Raw genomic sequence first — 15,270 nt, forward strand, 5'->3', positions numbered from 1 at the left:
GCCGTGGCGGGGGCTTCGGTCGTGTGCCGGCCGATCGCGGCGGCCGGCCTGAGCAGGCGTCCACGGCGGCTCGAGCGGGATCCGGCACGGTGCTGCTCGGAGCACCGCTCCCCCTCTCCCGTGTCCGGAAGGAAGTCGCCCGATGGCCCACGTACCGTGGAACGCGAAATTCGAGGACGTACTGCGCCAGGGCCTGCCGGGGCTCGGCAAGGACAAGGAGCCCGCGGCCGACGTTCCGATGGAGGCCTACGGGCTGGACTCGATGGCACTCATCGGCATCGTCGGCGCACTGGAGTCGGCGTTCCGGGTCAGCCTGGCCGGCCAGGTCGTCATCCCCGTGCACACCCTGACCGTCGGTCAGCTGTGGGGCATCCTCTCCGCCGCGCTGCAGCCGGCCTGGGACGAGAGCCGGCCCTCGGCAGCCGGCCGGCGTACACGTGACCTGGGTCCCTGGGCCGTCGCCTGACCGCTGCCAAACACGCCCGGCGCCGGCCGCAGCACCACTCCCCCGGACACTCCCGAGGACACGTGCGGCGACCCCTTCGACAGCGCTTCCCCCCTCGACAGCACCCCGGCGCCGGTGACGGTGCCGGGAACAGCCGGGAACAGCCGGGAACAAGGCCCCCGCGGGTCACAGGGCCGTGGCGGGGGCCTCCCGTACGCCGGTCATGTTCGGTGCCACACCCCAGGCGCTCAGGTCGCGGTGCCGCTCCAGCCAGCCGCAGGCCAGGTCCACGAGTTCGGCGACCGGGCACAACAGGGCGCGGGTGGCGGCCAGGGGGCCCTCCCGGACCAGACCGGCGCGGGCGGCCCGGTCGCCGATGCGCGCGTAGTCACCCTCGTACATGACGAGTTGGTCGCTGCCTTGCCAGACGGTGGCTCCCTCGTGTCCCGCGCGGGGCACCCGCATGCGGTGGACGCGGCGCCCCGGATAGGGGGTGAGGTGTTCGGCCAGGTGCAGGACGGTGCACTTGTCCCAGCCCACCCCGATCAGCAGGACCTTCGCGGCCGCACCGCCCAGCGCGGTCAGCGGGCTGCGCGCGCCCAGGCCGTAGGGCAGCGGGTGAGCGGCGAGCAGGGCGGGGGCGGCGGGGCCGGAGGCGGCCAGCGAGTAGAGCGGGTGCGTGGAGCGGTGGGCGCCGGGCAGGGTCCGTACGAATTCCGGGAAGCGGCCGAGGCGTGGCTGGACGGGGTGCACGTCCGGGTCGAACGGGGGCAGGGACGCCCTGATGTGGGGCCACCACGTGGGGGGCACGGGCCGCTGGACCCAGGTCGCCGGGTCGGTCAGGTAGGTGGTGAAGGCGGGCACCACGAGGGTTCCCGACGCCCCGACGGTCTCCCGCAGGGCCCGCAGGAGGGCGACGGGACCGCCCACCGTCCAGCCCAGGGCGCTCAGCGAGGTGTGGACCATGACGACGTCACCGCGCTCGACGCCCAGGGCCCGCAGGTCCCGGGCCAGTTCGCGGCCGCTGTAGGGGCCGGGGGTGCGGGCATCGGCGGCGGGGTGCAGCATCCGTGCCTCCGGTATCTGCGGTGTCTGTGATCTCTGCGCCGGCTTCGGCGTCTGCGCCGGCTCCGGGTTCAGTCCAGGGCGGGCTGGTCCGCGATGGGCCGGGGTGCCGGCACTTCGGCGGCGGAGGCGGCGGCCGCGCGTACCGCGGGCTGGACGAGGAGGGCCGCGGCGGTGAACAGGACCGCGGCCGCCGTCCAGCCGAGGCCGGAGCCGTGGCCGATGAACGCGGTCAGGATCAGCGGGCCGAGGATCGACTGCAGGCCGTGGTGGAGCTGGAAGGCGCCGAGGTACTCGCCGCGCCGGTCCTCGGGGGCCAGACCGATGCCGATGCCGAAGGACCCGGCCGCGTGCCACAGTTCGGCGCCGGTCATCACCACGAAGGCGGCACACACCAGGAATCCGGCCGTGAGGGTGTCGAGATGGCCGGTGGGGATCAGGAGCAGGCAGGACGCGGCCCCGGCCAGGCCCGCGCGGCGGGCGAGGCGGGCGGCGCCGGGCAGGTCGTCGCTGCCCCTGGCCGCCCGGACCTGGAGCAGTACGCACAGCACGGTGTTGAGTCCGATGAGCAGGGGGGTGAGCACGGTGGGCAGACCGGTGCCGACGACGATCCACAGCGGGATGGCCACCGCCAGCACGGAGTCGTGCAGCGACAGCACCGCGTTGACCGCGACGACCCGCAGGAACGGTCCGTCGCGCAGCGCCGTGAAGCGTCCCGCGGCGGGCGGGGCGGGGCGGGCGGCGGCTGCGGGCAGCCGGTGCACCAGCAGGCCCGCCACCACGAACGTGACGCCGTTGGCGAGCGGGATGACCTGCAGGACGCCACGGGTGCCGACGGCGAGCAGGACCGCGGCGGCCAGGGTGCCCAGGCCCATGCTGGCGTTGCCGACGGAGCGGATGGCGGCGCGCGCGTTCACCCGGTCCTGGCCGGGGGCGAGTTCGGCGATCAGGGACATGAAGGAGGGGCCGGTGCCGAACTGCAGGGCGCCCACCGCCACCGCCAGGACGACGAACTGCCAGGCCGTGTGCACGGCGGGCAGCGCGAGGTAGCCGCAGCCCAGCCCGATGAGCAGCCAGGTCAGCAGCGGGCGTGCCCCGGTGCGGTCGGCGACCATGCCGAACAGCACCGAGGCGAGCAGCCCGGTCAGTCCGGCGGCGGACAGCGCCATGCCGATCTGGGCCGGGCTCAGGCCGGTGACCTGGGTGAGGTAGACCGCGGAGCCGGACATGTACAGGCCCACGCCGATGCCGTCGATGCCGTGCAGGACGGCGAGCTGCCGTGCGGGGCCTTGCAGACTGGCCGGGAACAGGGGCATGCGCGCTCTCCGCTCGGTCGTACGGCTACGGCTACGGCTACGGGTTCGGGTTCGGGGTCGGGTTCGGGGTCGGGGTGGCGGCAGGTCAGGGGGTGGGCGGGCCGAGGGGGCGCAGGGCCGAGTAGAGGAGCTGGTCGTGCCAGGTGCCGGCGCGCCACTGGGCGCGGCGGACCCGGCCCTCCAGTTCGAAGCCGGCCTTCTCGGCGGCGCGTTGTTCGGCGAGGTTGTCCGCGTCGGTGCACACCTGGACGCGTTCGGCCCGGGTGTGGGTGAAGAGGTAGTCCACGAGCAGGCGCTGCGCCTGGGTTCCGATGCCCTGGCCGCGGTGGGCGGCGAACAGGCCGATCGCGATCTCCCAGCAGGCGGAGGTCTCCACGCGTCCCCACGCGCGGCGGAACCACTCGACGCGTCCGGCGAGGGTGCCGTCGACGGTGACGGACAGCATGTTCTCGTCACCGCCGAGCAGGCCTCGCTCGTCGAGCAGTCGGCGCAGCCGCAGGGCCGGCGTGTGCCCGAACCACTGGTAGGGACCCGGTCCGTCGGGCCCGGCGAACTCCGTGTCGAACCGGTCGAGGTCCGCGGAGGTCACCGGGCGCAGCACGGTCGCCGGGCGCAGCACCGGTCTCATCCGAGGTGCCCGGCCTTGAGCCGTACGGCCTGTTTGAGCACCTGGGTCTCGTCCGCCGCGCCGAGGGTGCGGGTGAGCAGGGCGCGCAGCCGGGTGAGTCGTTCGGCCAGGGACAGTTCGTGGTGGTGCCGGGTGAGGGCCTCGAACTCGGGCAGGCCGAGGAGTTCGGCGAGGAAGACGTTGGCGAGGTCCTGGGGGGTGGGTTCCTCGATGGTGACGGCGATGTGGAGGGAGGTGCCGATGCGGGCGGTGGCGGAGTGCGGGGTGCCGTGCGGCATGTAGAGCACGTCGCCGGGGCGCAGGGTGACCTCCATGCGCCGGTCGTACGGGATGACGCCGCCGGTGTAGCGGTCGGAGTCGCTGGTCGAGGTCTCGTCGAGCCGGCCCACCACCCAGTCCTTGACGCCGGCGATCTGCAGGACGAGGACGTGGGAGCCGTCCATGTGGGCGGCGATGGCGGTCTTGCCGGGCGGGCTGAGGAAGACGAACGACTCGAGTTCGGCGCGGAATTCGGGTGCCAGTGCCTGTACGAGGGCGCGCAGGCGGGGGTGCCAGTGTTCGGGCTGGCTGAACTTGAAGGTGCCGCCGGCGGCGAAGTCCGCCTTGATCTGGGCGGGGTTGATGTAGCCGGGGACGTGGTGGCCGACGATGGTGCGTGAGCGTGTCATCTCGGAGACGGCGGTGCGCACGCCTTCGTCGAAGGCGGTGAAGTAGGGGCGGATCAGCAGCCCGCAGTCCACCTCCTCCCACATCTCCTGCTCGGTGATCAGGCCGGTCAGGTCGGCCGAGGCGCGGAAGACGGCGGGCTGGGTGGCCCAGTGGTCGCGGAAGAACGCGTCGGTGTCGCCGACCAGGTCCTTGAGGGCGATCCGGGCGGCCGGTGTTGCCGAAGTGGCCTGTGCGGCAAGGGCGTTGGGGGTGTCGTCGGCGTCGGGGGTGTTCCGGCTCTTCTGGGTGGTGGTCATCCTGTCACCTCCCGCATGGCGGTGAGGGCGGCGTGGGCCCAGGTGTCGTCGTCGAGGTGGCGGGTGTGCGCGAGCAGGGCGGTGCGGACCTGCTCGGTGCGCTGTTCGAGGGTGGTGGTGTGGAAGCGGTGGGCCAGGTCGGAGTCCGCGTCCAGGAGGTGGCGGCCGAGCGCTTCGAGGAGGTCGTCGGGGGTGGGTTCGGTGAGGGTGAAGGTGAGGTGGAGGGAGTCGCCGTCGCGGGCGATGGCGTCGTGGGGCCAGCCGTGCGGCAGGTAGAGCACGTCACCGGGTTCCAGGACGAAGGTGTGGGTGGGGTGGGCGGCGTCGACGTCGAGGCCCGCGTCGGCACGGACCTGCTGCGAGCCGGCGTACAGCTGCCATTCCTTGCGGCCTTCGAGCTGGAGGGCGACGACGTGGGAGGCGTCGCGGTGCGGGAGCATGCCGCGGCTCTCGGGCGGGGTCCAGAAGACGTAGGAGGCCACCGCGACCGGGGCGGCGGCCTGGAGCTGTTCGACGACGGTGCGGGTGGGGCGGTGCCAGTCGGAGAGCTGGTTGAGCTTGAGGGTGCCGCCGGCCGACATCAGCCGGTGGACGGCCGCGGCGTCGGGGAAGCCGGGGCGCTGGTGCCCGATGACGTCCCGGGAGCGGGTGTAGGCGCTTTCCGGCGGTACGGCTCCGTGGCGCAGCACCGAGAAGTAGGGCCAGCGCAGCAGGCTGGCGTCCAGCTTCTGTTCGATGAAGGCGGAGGAGAGGTGGTCGGCGGGATCGACCGCGCCGCGGAGGATCCTGAATTCCTTGTTCCATGCGTCGGCGAAGATTCCCTCGCCGCGCAGAGTGTCCACGAGCGACGTGTTCAACCCGACCCCCAGGGCTCTGGTGTCTTCGGTGTCCGGGCGCCGGCCGGAGCGCTCGGCTGAGTGCGGGCGTTCCGGCCGGGCAGAGCCGTCTGGCGTGTCAGGCGTTGGAGATCTGGTTCATGATCGTCTTCGGGGAGTCGAAGGCGTCCTCCTCCTCGGCGCTGATGTTCGTCTGCGCCAGCTCCTCCGGGTTCTCGGAGTTGTCGATCGCGTTCTTCGTGTCGCGGATACCCATGTCAGCCTCCACAGGCGGCGGGGTTCTCACCGCGGTGGTGCGGTGAGCTGCCCTGGAGCATGCCAGCGGGGCCTCGCGCGGTCCTTGACCGCGCTCGGGTGCGACGGTCGAGCCCCGCCGGGGCGGGCGGGACGGGGTGGTGGCGCGGGCGGGGCGGTGGCGAACGGGGACCGGTGGGAGGCGAGTTGAGGGAAGGGGGGTTCGCGGGGCGGGGCTGCGGATCGGGGACCGCGGGCGGGGCGGTGGCGAACGGGAGCCGATGAGCGGGCGGTTGAAGGGAGGGGGGTTCGCGAGGCGGGGCTGCGGATCGGAGATCGCGGGCGGGGCGGTGGCGAACGGGAGCCGATGAGCGGGCGGTTGAAGGGAGGGGGTTCGCGGGGGCGGGGCTGCGGATCGGGGACCGCGGAGCCGGGTTGCGGCGTCATGGCCGTATGGACGCACCGTGCCGGGGGCTGCCGCAGAATCGCACGAGAACGGCTCGAGACGGGGCCCGGAGCGGGGGCGATGCCGGAAAGCACCCGGTGCGGCCGACACTGTGCGGCCGACACGATGCGGCCGCTGTCCGTGTGCGGTGAGCACGGCCACGGTGGTTTCCTTGCGTTGCCCGGGTCCGTTCCCCGGCGGCGGGCCGGAGGCGTGCGGCGACGCGCGGCGCCTCGTGGGTCAGAGCGTCCGCGTTGGGATCTCGAACCACATGGTCTTGCCGGTGGCCGTACGGATGCTGCCCCAGGCCTCGGTGAGCAGATCGAGCAGTTCGGTACCGCGTCCGCCCTCCGCGTCGGCGTCGACGACGCGGCGTACGGGGCCGGTGGAGTCGGTGTCCTCCACTTCGCACCGCAGGCGGGAACCGCGTGCGTACAGGTTGAGCCGCAGCGGGCCGCGTGTGTGCCGCAGGGCGTTGGTGACCAGTTCGCTGACCAGGAGCTCGGCGGTGTCGGCCAGGTCCTGCAGATCCCATTCGCTCAGCTGGGCGGTCGCCAGGCGCCGGGCCCGGCGGACCGAGGTCAGCTCCCTGGGCAGGGGCCAGGAGGCGTCCCAGGCGGTGGCCCGGGCGCGCGGCGCGTCGAGCGGCCGCAGGGGCTCCAGGGAGCGCGACCACAGAGCCTGGCTCCGGGTGATCCACGAGGTGGGCGCGTCCTTCGCGGACCGGTCTTCGTCCTGAGCGTGGTCCGTGGCAGCCTTCCGCCCGAGTCCCTCTGTCCGACCGCGGGAGAACCAGGCGAAGCATCCCCGTCGTGAGATCGAGGCGAGGTCGATGGCCCAGGCGGCCATGGGAATCAGTCCCTTCCGTACTGCTGGCGACGATGACTGCCGGGAACGGCGGAGGTCCGACGACCGGAGCGGCATGTGCCAGGTCCCACATTCACGTAGCGCTCGCTACATCTATAAATATACACGTAGCGAGTGCTACGGTAAATACCTGTACAAAGATTCCCGAATCGGACATGCGGGGTCCGTTCAGTCCCGCATCACTGCAGGTAGGAGCCCTTCATGTCACGGCCGACCGACCCGGCCAAACGACGCGACCTCCTGGAGCAGGTCCGCACATACATGATCCACAACGGCGTGGCCGACCTGTCCCTGCGCCCGCTCGCCCGGGCCCTGGGGACCAGCGACCGCATGCTCCTGTACTACTTCGGGACCAAGGAACGCATGATCGCCGAGGCGCTCACCGTCTACGAGAGGCGACCGCTCCTGCGCGCCCAGAGCCTGCTCGACCCCGGCGGCTCCCCCCTGGACGCGGCGGGGCTGCGCCGCTTCATGGAGGAGACCTGGCAGGAGTTCAGCAACCCCGACCTGCGCGCCACACTCCCCCTCTATCTCGAGGTCATGGCCGCCGGCCTGCTCCACCCCGAGCGGTACGGGCCCGTGATGCGCGACGTACTGAGCGGGTGGACCGGTCTGCTCACCTCCGTCCTCCGCGACCTGGGCATGGCCGAGGCCCGGGCCGGGACGGAGGCCACCCTCCTGGTCGACGCCTCCTTCGGCCTGCTCCTCGCACCCCTGACCGACGGCGACTGGGACCGGGCCGGCGCGGCCTTCCACGCCCTCCTCGACCACCTCGAACCCGGCTGGCGGGACATCTAGCGCGGCGGCCGCAGAGGTCCGCCGGGCCGCTGCTCCGCCGCCCGGCCGGGGACGGACGCACGGGGGCGGCGCCGCGGGCGGCGGCGCCCGGTCACCGGTGCGCGACGCGGGCAGTACACGGAGCGAGCACCGCTTCCTCGGTCGGGCCGGATCCTGACGAGGGGCGAATCGCCGTCGCCGTCGAGTGCGGCACCTGGTGCGAGACCGCGGGCACGTCCTGCGACTTTCCCGTGCGCTGTTTCGACCGCACCGATCGCCCGCCTTTCCCGGACCGCACCCGGCCCCGCCCCGGCGCTCGCCGCCGGCTCGGAAAGTGCGGGTGGCACTCAGGCAAGTCGCGTGCGCGGTCGGCGAGTTCTCCGACCATGCGGCGGTGAACCAGCCCTTGCCGCACCACCCCCCGCGGTCGTCGGCTAAGGGCTGTCCCGTAATCCCCGGTGGATCAGCGCGCGGCGTCAGATGCGGTGCATCGCAAGGCGGAGGGCCGTCCTCGTACTGGGTGTATTCGGGCGATCCGACAACGCGGCGAGGTGCCGTAGCTGTCGTTAGCGGCGCACAGCGGAGTGGCACTGGCGGCAGACACGGGAGGCGGTCTCTCGCACGTCGTCCGGCCCCGGTTGCGGCTCGGGCGCCGCGGTCGCCCCCTCGGCCACGGCCAGCTCGTCGGCGACCCGGTTCCAGCACCTGTCGCACAGATCGACCGACAGAGGCACCAGGCGTCCACGCTCACGAACATCGGGCCGCCTTGTGGAGCACAGCAGGCATTGAGGCTGGCTGACGCTTTCAAGAACCGCCATTTTTCGAGTGTGAGCGTCTGATCGAGGCATCAAACAGACTGATTTTTGGCCTTGTTCAGCGCATTCACGCTTCAGTGGCACCGGTGGTGCGCACCTTTCCCGCCACCCCCGAGTGCGGCCCCCGGCACCGGTCCGTGAACCGCCCCCGCACAAGCGCCCGTCGGCCGTCACCCGCGGCTCCAGCGGTGCTCCAGTGGTGCGAGACGCACTCTCAAGATCTTGTTGCCAACATCTTGGCAAGGTTTTGCCAAGGCGGAGTCGTCCGTCCTTCCGAGCCGCTGTCGAAGGAGCGAGCCCGTATGTCACTCTCCGGTCTGATCGAGCAGCACGTCCGTACGCGGCCCGAGGCGACCGCCGTCACCTACCCCTCGGCCGGCGGCCGCGACGTCTCGCTCACCTACCGGGAGCTGAGCGGGGCCGCCAACCGTCTCGCCGCCCATCTGCGGGCGCTGGGGGTCGGTCCCGGGGACCGGGTGGTGACCGCGCTCGGGCCGGGACCGGGGCTGGTGACCGCCTTCCTGGCCGTGGTGCGGGCCGGCGCGGCGTACGTGCCGGTGGACCCGGCCCATCCGGGCCTGCGCCGCCGGCTGATCGTGCGGGACAGCGCGGCCCGCGCCGTGCTGACCGAGGGGGCCGGGGCCGGGGAGTACGCGGGGCTGGACGCGGTGGCCGTCGACCTGGACGCGGACGCCGGCCTGATCGCGGCCCGGCCCGGGATCCTGCCGGCCGTGCGGCCGGGGCCCGAGGACGCGGCCTACGTCTGCTACACCTCCGGGACCACCGGCACCCCCAAGGGCGTCGTCGTCCCGCACCGCGCCGTCCTGGACCTCGTCGCCTCCACCGACTACGTGCGTCTGACACCGGACGACGTGGTCGCCCAGGCCGCCAACCCCGCCTTCGACGCGGTCACCTTCGAGATCTGGTCCGCTCTCGCCGCCGGTGCCCGTCTGGTCGGACTGGCCAAGGACACCGTCATCGATCCGGCCCGCTTCGCCGACGCGGTCCGCGAGCACGGTGTGAGCACCGTCTTTCTGACCACCGCGCTGTTCCACCAGATCGCCCGCGAGCGGCCCGACGCCTTCGCCCCGCTGCGCACCGTCCTGTTCGGCGGCGAGGCCTGCGACCCGCGCCGGGTACGGCAGGTCCTGGCGGCGGGCGGGCCCGAGCGGCTGCTGCACGTGTACGGGCCCACCGAGACCACCACGTTCGCCACCTGGCACGAGGTGACCGCGGTCGCGAAGGACGCGCGCACCGTGCCGATCGGACGGCCGCTGGGCGCCACCGTCGCCGTCGTGGTGGCCGCGGACGGGCGGCCGGCCGCGCCGGGCGGCAGTGGTGAACTCCTGCTGGGCGGGCCGGGACTGGCCACCGGCTACCTGGACCGGCCCGAGCTGACCGCGCAGCGGTTCGTCGAGGACCGCTTCACCCCCGGCGGCGGCCGGCTGTACCGCACGGGCGACCTGGTGCGGCTGCGCGAGGACGGGGCGATGGAGTTCACCGGCCGGGTCGACAACCAGATCAAGCTGCGCGGCTTCCGCATCGAGCTCGGCGAGATCGAGTCCGTGCTGACCGCGCACCCGGCGGTGTCCGAGGCGGTCGTGTCGGTGCACACAACCGCCGAAAACAACGACACCAACGACACCAACGACAACAACGACGGCAACGGCGCGGGCGGGGAGCGGCGTCTGGTGGCGCATGTGGTGCCGGCCGCGCACCGGGCCGCGGCGCGGGAGAGCGAGCAGCTCACCGAGTGGAAGGAGATCTACGAGACGCTCTACGACGATGCCGCCGGGGCCGCGTACGGGGAGAACTTCGCGGGCTGGAACAGCAGTTACGACGCCCGGCCCATCCCGTTGGAGCAGATGCGGCAGTGGCGGGCGGCGACGGTGGAGCGCGTCCGTGAGCTCGGCGGGCGGCGCATCCTGGAGATCGGTGTCGGCACCGGTCTGCTCATGGCGCAGCTGGCCGGCGCGCCGGAGTGCGAGGAGTACTGGGCGACCGACTTCTCCGCCTCCGTCATCGAGGCGCTGCGCGCGCAGACCGGGGCGGACGAGCGGCTGCGCGGCAAGGTGCGGCTGAGCTGCCGTGGCGCCGACGACCTGGACGGCCTGCCGGCCGGGCACTTCGACACCGTCGTCGTCAACTCGGTCGTCCAGTACTTTCCCCATCTCGCCTATCTGCGTTCCGTCGTCGAGGGCGTGCTGCCGCTGCTCGCGCCCGGCGGCTCGGTCCTCCTGGGTGATGTGCGCAACCTCGACCTGGCGTCCTGCCTGCAGACCGGCGTCGAACTCGCCGCCCGCGCCGGGCAGCCGGAGCCGGGCGACGGCGCGGACGTGTGGCGCGCCGTCGAGCAGCGGGTGGCGCTGGAGACCGAACTGCTGCTGTCTCCGGACCTGTTCGCCGCCTGGGCGCGTGAACTGCCCGCCGTGCGCGCGGTGGACGTGCGGGTCAAGCGGGGCGGCGCGCACAACGAACTGACCCGCTACCGCTACGAGGCGGTGCTGTCCACCGCCGCTCCCGTCCTGGACCTCTCCCCCGCACCCCGTGTGGTGTGGGGCCGTGACGCCGCGTCCCCGGCCGGTGTGGAGGCGTACCTGCGTGCGCGGCGGCCTGCCGCCGTGCGGCTGGCCGGGGTGCCCAACCGGCGGGTGCACGGCGAGTGGACGGCGATGCGCGCCCTGCGGGACGGCTCGGCGGGCCCGTCCGGCGCGGTGGCCCAGCCGGCCGACGGCGGGAGCGCGCCCGACCCGGAGGAGCTGTGCGCGGCCGGGGAACGCGCCGGCTACCGGGCGCTGCCGACCTGGTCGGCCGAGGAGGGCCGGCTCCTGGACATCGTCTTCGTCGACCCCGTACAGGTGCCCGCCGGTCCCCTGACCGGTGTGTACGCGGGCCCCGAGGTGCCCGCCGAGGCCTGCGCCAACACGCCGACCGCGTTCGGGAGCACCGTCGACACCGAGGTCGTCCTGCGGGCCTATCTGCAGGAGCAGTTGCCGGACTACATGATCCCGTCGGCGCTGATGACCCTCGCGGCGCTGCCGCTGAACGCCAACGGCAAGGTGGACCGTGCCGCGCTGCCCGTGCCCGCGTTCAGCGCCGACCGGCCCGGCACGCCGCCCGGCACCCCGCTGCAGGAGATCGTCCGTGATCTGTTCGCCGAGGTGATCGGTGTGCCGCGGCGCACCGTCCACGCCGATTCCGATTTCTTCCGGATCGGCGGGCACTCGCTGGCCGCGGCCCGGCTGCTGGCCCGGGCGCGGGCGGTGCTGGGCGCCGACCCGGGCAGCCGTGCCCTGTACGAGGCGCCCACTCCCGCGCTGTTCGCCGCCCTCGCCGGTGACCGGCCGGCCGATGCCACCGGGCCCGGCCGGGCCTGCGCCGGGGAGGGCTGCGCGGTGCTGCCGCTGCGGCTGCGCGGCGCGCTGAGCGTACGGGCGCTGGAGGAGGCCCTCGGGGACCTGGGGCGCCGTCACGAGGCGCTGCGCAACAGCCGGCTGGGGTCGGCGGGCACCCGGCTGCGTACCCTGGCCGCCGACGACCATCTGCTGGAACTCACGGTGCCCGCCGGCCTGGTCGACCTGTGGTCGCACGCCCCGCTGGCCGCCGAACTCGCCCTGGCCTACGGGGCGCGGGCCACCGGTGACGCCCCGCACCGGGACGGCGGCGTGCCGGAGGCGGCTCCCCGGGCGGCGGCCGGGGACCTGTCGCCCACGGTGCTGCCGGGCAGCGGGCCGTCTGCGGCCGGCGGCCGGGACGGCGGCCGGCTCGACCTCGACTGGGACGCGGGCCTGCACGAGCGGCTGGTCCGGCTGGCCGCCGAGCAGGGCGCCACCTTGTTCATGGTGGTGCACGCGGCGCTCGCGGCCCTGCTCACCCGGCTCGGCGCGGGAGACGTCATCACGCTGGCCGCGCCGGTGCCGGCCCGCGACAGCGCCGCCCTGCGCCGCGCCGTGGGACCCTACGGGCGGGTGCTGGCGCTGTCCGTGGACACCTCCGGCGACCCGGCCTTCACCGACCTGCTGCGGCGGGTGCGCACCGCCGACCTCGCCGCCTACCGCTCCGGCAGTGCGGCCCTGGCCCGGCCCGGCGGCATCGCCCTGAGCGTCCTGGCGGAGAGCTGCGGCGAGTACGAGGCGGCCGGGCTCACCGTGCAGGCGGCCCCGCCGCAGCTCCCGGCGCAGGACGCCGACCTCGGCCTGACCCTGACCGAACGGCACACCCCCGCCGGTGCGCCGGCCGGCATCACCGTCAGCGCCGCCTTCGATCACGAGAGCGTCGGTGAGACGGCCGCCGCCCATCTGACCGGCCTGCTGACCGCGCTGCTCGAGGCCGCCCTGGACGCTCCCGCCACCGTCCTGAGCAGGCTGCGCACCGCCCCCGACTCCCCCGCCGGCGGTACGCGGCGGTGGGCGGGGCCGGCGCTGGAGCTGCCCGAAGCGGGGGTCGCCGCCCTGTTCGCCGCGCAGGCCGCCCGTGCCTCCGGCGCACCGGCCCTGGCGGGCATGGACTACGCCGAACTGGACGCCCGTTCCGACCTGCTCGCCCACGCTCTGCTCGCCCACCGGGCCGGCCCCGGCACCGCGGTGGCCACCGCGATCGCCTCACCGACCGGCTTCGCGGTCGCCGTCCTCGCCATCGCCAAGACCGGCGCGGCCTGCCTGCCCCTCGACCCGGCCCGCGCCCTGCCCGCCTCCGCCCGGCCCGCCGTACTGCTCCTCGACGAGGCCGCCGACCGCGCTCTGCCGCCCGTCCCCGAAGCCGCCCGCCTGGTGCGCGACCCGGCCGCCGACCTGCTGCCCGCCACCCCCGCCCGGCCCGTCCGCCCACCGCACCCCGCGCACCCCGCGCACCCGGTGGTCCTGGCCCCCGCCACACCGGACACCACCGGCACGCCGGACACCACCACTACGGCGGACGTGGCCGCGGCGGCGGGCCCGCTGGTGGAGATCGGCTCCGAGACCGTCGCCGCCGCCACCCTCGCCCCGGCCGCCGACGCGGCCTGGCTGAGCGCCGGTTACCCGGACGCGGACACCGCCCTCGGCCTGCTCGCCGCCCTCGTCTCCGGCGCCCGTGTCCATCTGCCGGCCACTCCCCTGGACGGTGCCGCACCCGCCGCCGTCCTGGACTGGCTGCGCGGCTGCGGCGCGAGCGTGCTGCTGGGCGCCGCGGGCGAGGCGCTCCTGGCCCGCGCCGCCGCCGAGCACCTCACCCTGAGCGTGCCCGGCGGCTGGCCGGAGGGACGGCTGCGGATCGAACACACCCCCGCCGGGCCCCGGCCCGCCCCGGGCCACCGCGCCTACGTCCTGGACGCGCAGCTGCGGCCCACCGCGGCCGGCCGCACCGGAAGCCTCTACATCGCGGGCGCCGGCGTCGCCCACGGCTACACCGGCCGGCCCGCCGCCACCGGCGAACGCTTCCTGCCCGACCCGCTGGCCGGCCCCGGCGAGCAGACCGCCCTCATGTGGCGCACCGGCCGCGCCGCCCGCATCGACGCCGACGGCCGGCTGACCGTCCTGGGCCCGCCCCCGGCCGACGACCCCTTCGCCGACGAGTACGGCACCTTCGTCGTCCTGTCCGACGCCCGCGACCGCCACGCCCTGTGGCCGGCCTCCGTACCCGCCCCCGGGGGCTGGCACGAGACCCACGCCGAGGACCTGTACGAGCTGTGCCTGGACCACCTGCAGACCACCCGCTGACCCGGCCCCGCGCCCGTCAGCGCCCACCGCACCGGCATCCTCACCCGCACCCGCATCCGCTCCTGTAGCCGTAAGGGACCCGCCATGACCGTCATCGCCCCCGCCCGCCCCACGAGTTCCTCCCGCCCGGCCGCCGCCGCGGGGCCCCTGCCCGCCCCGGAGCCGGCCGGCGACCCCCGCCACCACGTGCTCGACCTGACCGCCCGCGAGGCCCGCGCCGCGCACGCCCTGGCCGCGTCCTGCGCCCGGACGTTCAAGGCCGCCGACGACCCCCGGTTCGTCGACGAGGCCCCGGTGATCGCCCACGAACTGCCGCTCGCGGTGCGCCGCCACCTCAACTCCGCCCGCCGCGACGAGAACACCCACGCCACCCTGGTCCGCGGCCACCTCGTCGACCAGGCGGCCCTGGGACCCACCCCCGGGCACTGGAGCGCGGCCGACACCGAGGCGAGCCAGGTCCACGGCTGCCTGCTGGTGCTCTACGCGGCGCTGCTCGGCGACATCACCGGCTGGGCCACCCAGCAGGCCGGCCGGCTGGTGACCGACATCCTGCCCAGCAAGGGCTACGAACACAGCCTCGTCTCCGCCTCCAGCGAACTGGAACTGGCCTGGCACACCGAGGACGCCTTCTCCCCACACCGGGCGGACTGGGTCGGCCTGTTCGCGCTCCGCAACCCGGGCCGGGTGCCCACCACCGTCGCCCACGTCGACGTGCGCCAGGTGCCCGCGGACGTGCGCGCGGTGCTGGCCCGGCCCCGGTTCGCCGCCCTGCCCGACACCTCCCACGAGTTCGCCGCCGACGCTCCCCCGGCCGAGCCGGTCGCCGTCCTGTCGGGCCACCGCGACCTGCCGGTGCTCCGCATCGACCGGGACTTCTTCACCGCGCTGCCCGGCGACCGGGAGGCCGAACGGGCCCTGGCCTGGCTGGTGGCGCACCTGGACGCCAACCTCACCGACGTGCTGGTGCCCACCGGCGCCGTCTGCTTCCTCGACAACCGCAACGTGGTGCACGGACGGCGCCCCTTCAGCGCCGGCTTCGACGGATCAGACCGCTGGCTCAAGCGCGTCAACCTCGTCCGCGACCTGCGGCGCACCCGGCCCGGCCGCCTCGACGGCGCCACCCGGGTCATCGGCTGACACCCCCGCCCGCACGGCCCCGCCCCCGCCCCCGCCGGCCCGCC

At 74.4% G+C, this 15,270-nt stretch carries 11 protein-coding genes; 4 read left to right on the plus strand and 7 right to left on the minus strand.

The features are described from left to right. Positions 1-142: 142 nt before the first annotated feature. Complete coding sequence (locus tag OHB41_RS48935) at positions 143-466, plus strand: acyl carrier protein (RefSeq protein WP_266708747.1); 324 nt, start codon at positions 143-145, stop codon at positions 464-466. Positions 467-631: 165 nt separating this feature from the next. Here OHB41_RS48935 and OHB41_RS48940 read toward each other — a convergent pair whose 3' ends face one another. The 7 genes from OHB41_RS48940 to OHB41_RS48970 all read right to left on the minus strand — a co-directional run bounded on the left by OHB41_RS48940 (position 632) and on the right by OHB41_RS48970 (position 6,783). After that, positions 632-1,513 carry an AAC(3) family N-acetyltransferase gene (locus OHB41_RS48940; RefSeq protein WP_266708749.1) on the minus strand — a complete coding sequence of 294 codons (882 nt, stop codon included), beginning with the start codon at positions 1,511-1,513 and terminating at the stop codon, positions 632-634. A 68-nt stretch (positions 1,514-1,581) separates the two neighbouring features. Further along, a complete protein-coding gene (locus OHB41_RS48945) occupies positions 1,582-2,826 on the minus strand; it encodes an MFS transporter (RefSeq protein WP_266708751.1) in 1,245 nt (414 codons plus the stop codon). A gap of 85 nt (positions 2,827-2,911) precedes the next feature. Beyond that, on the minus strand, positions 2,912-3,445 hold the full coding sequence (locus OHB41_RS48950; RefSeq protein WP_266708752.1) for a GNAT family N-acetyltransferase: 534 nt from the start codon (positions 3,443-3,445) through the stop codon (positions 2,912-2,914). Positions 3,446-3,450: 5 nt separating this feature from the next. Next, positions 3,451-4,419, minus strand: coding sequence for a JmjC domain-containing protein (locus OHB41_RS48955; RefSeq protein WP_266708753.1), 969 nt, complete (start codon positions 4,417-4,419; stop codon positions 3,451-3,453). Next, a complete protein-coding gene (locus tag OHB41_RS48960; protein ID WP_266708755.1) occupies positions 4,416-5,261 on the minus strand; it encodes a JmjC domain-containing protein in 846 nt (281 codons plus the stop codon). Before OHB41_RS48960 ends, OHB41_RS48955 begins: the two co-directional genes overlap by 4 nt. Positions 5,262-5,373: 112 nt before the next feature. Next, the gene (locus OHB41_RS48965) at positions 5,374-5,511 is read right to left on the minus strand and encodes a hypothetical protein (protein WP_168500444.1); all 138 of its coding nucleotides are present in this window, start codon (positions 5,509-5,511) and stop codon (positions 5,374-5,376) included. A 663-nt stretch (positions 5,512-6,174) separates the two neighbouring features. After that, a complete protein-coding gene (locus OHB41_RS48970) occupies positions 6,175-6,783 on the minus strand; it encodes an ATP-binding protein (RefSeq protein WP_266708758.1) in 609 nt (202 codons plus the stop codon). Between the two features lie 219 nt (positions 6,784-7,002). On the opposite strand from OHB41_RS48970, the gene OHB41_RS48975 reads away from it, so the two are divergent. The 3 genes from OHB41_RS48975 (at position 7,003) to gntD (ending at position 15,226) form a co-directional block, all read left to right on the plus strand. Next, complete coding sequence (locus tag OHB41_RS48975) at positions 7,003-7,599, plus strand: TetR/AcrR family transcriptional regulator (protein ID WP_266708760.1); 597 nt, start codon at positions 7,003-7,005, stop codon at positions 7,597-7,599. 1,096 nt (positions 7,600-8,695) lie between these two features. After that, complete coding sequence (locus tag OHB41_RS48980; protein WP_266708762.1) at positions 8,696-14,089, plus strand: non-ribosomal peptide synthetase; 5,394 nt, start codon at positions 8,696-8,698, stop codon at positions 14,087-14,089. Between the two features lie 84 nt (positions 14,090-14,173). After that, positions 14,174-15,226: a guanitoxin biosynthesis L-enduracididine beta-hydroxylase GntD gene (gene gntD / locus OHB41_RS48985; protein WP_266708764.1), complete on the plus strand. Its 1,053-nt coding sequence runs from the start codon at positions 14,174-14,176 to the stop codon at positions 15,224-15,226. Positions 15,227-15,270 lie beyond the last annotated feature (44 nt).

The sequence above is a fragment of the Streptomyces sp. NBC_01571 genome (assembly GCF_026339875.1).
GTDB lineage: Bacteria > Actinomycetota > Actinomycetes > Streptomycetales > Streptomycetaceae > Streptomyces.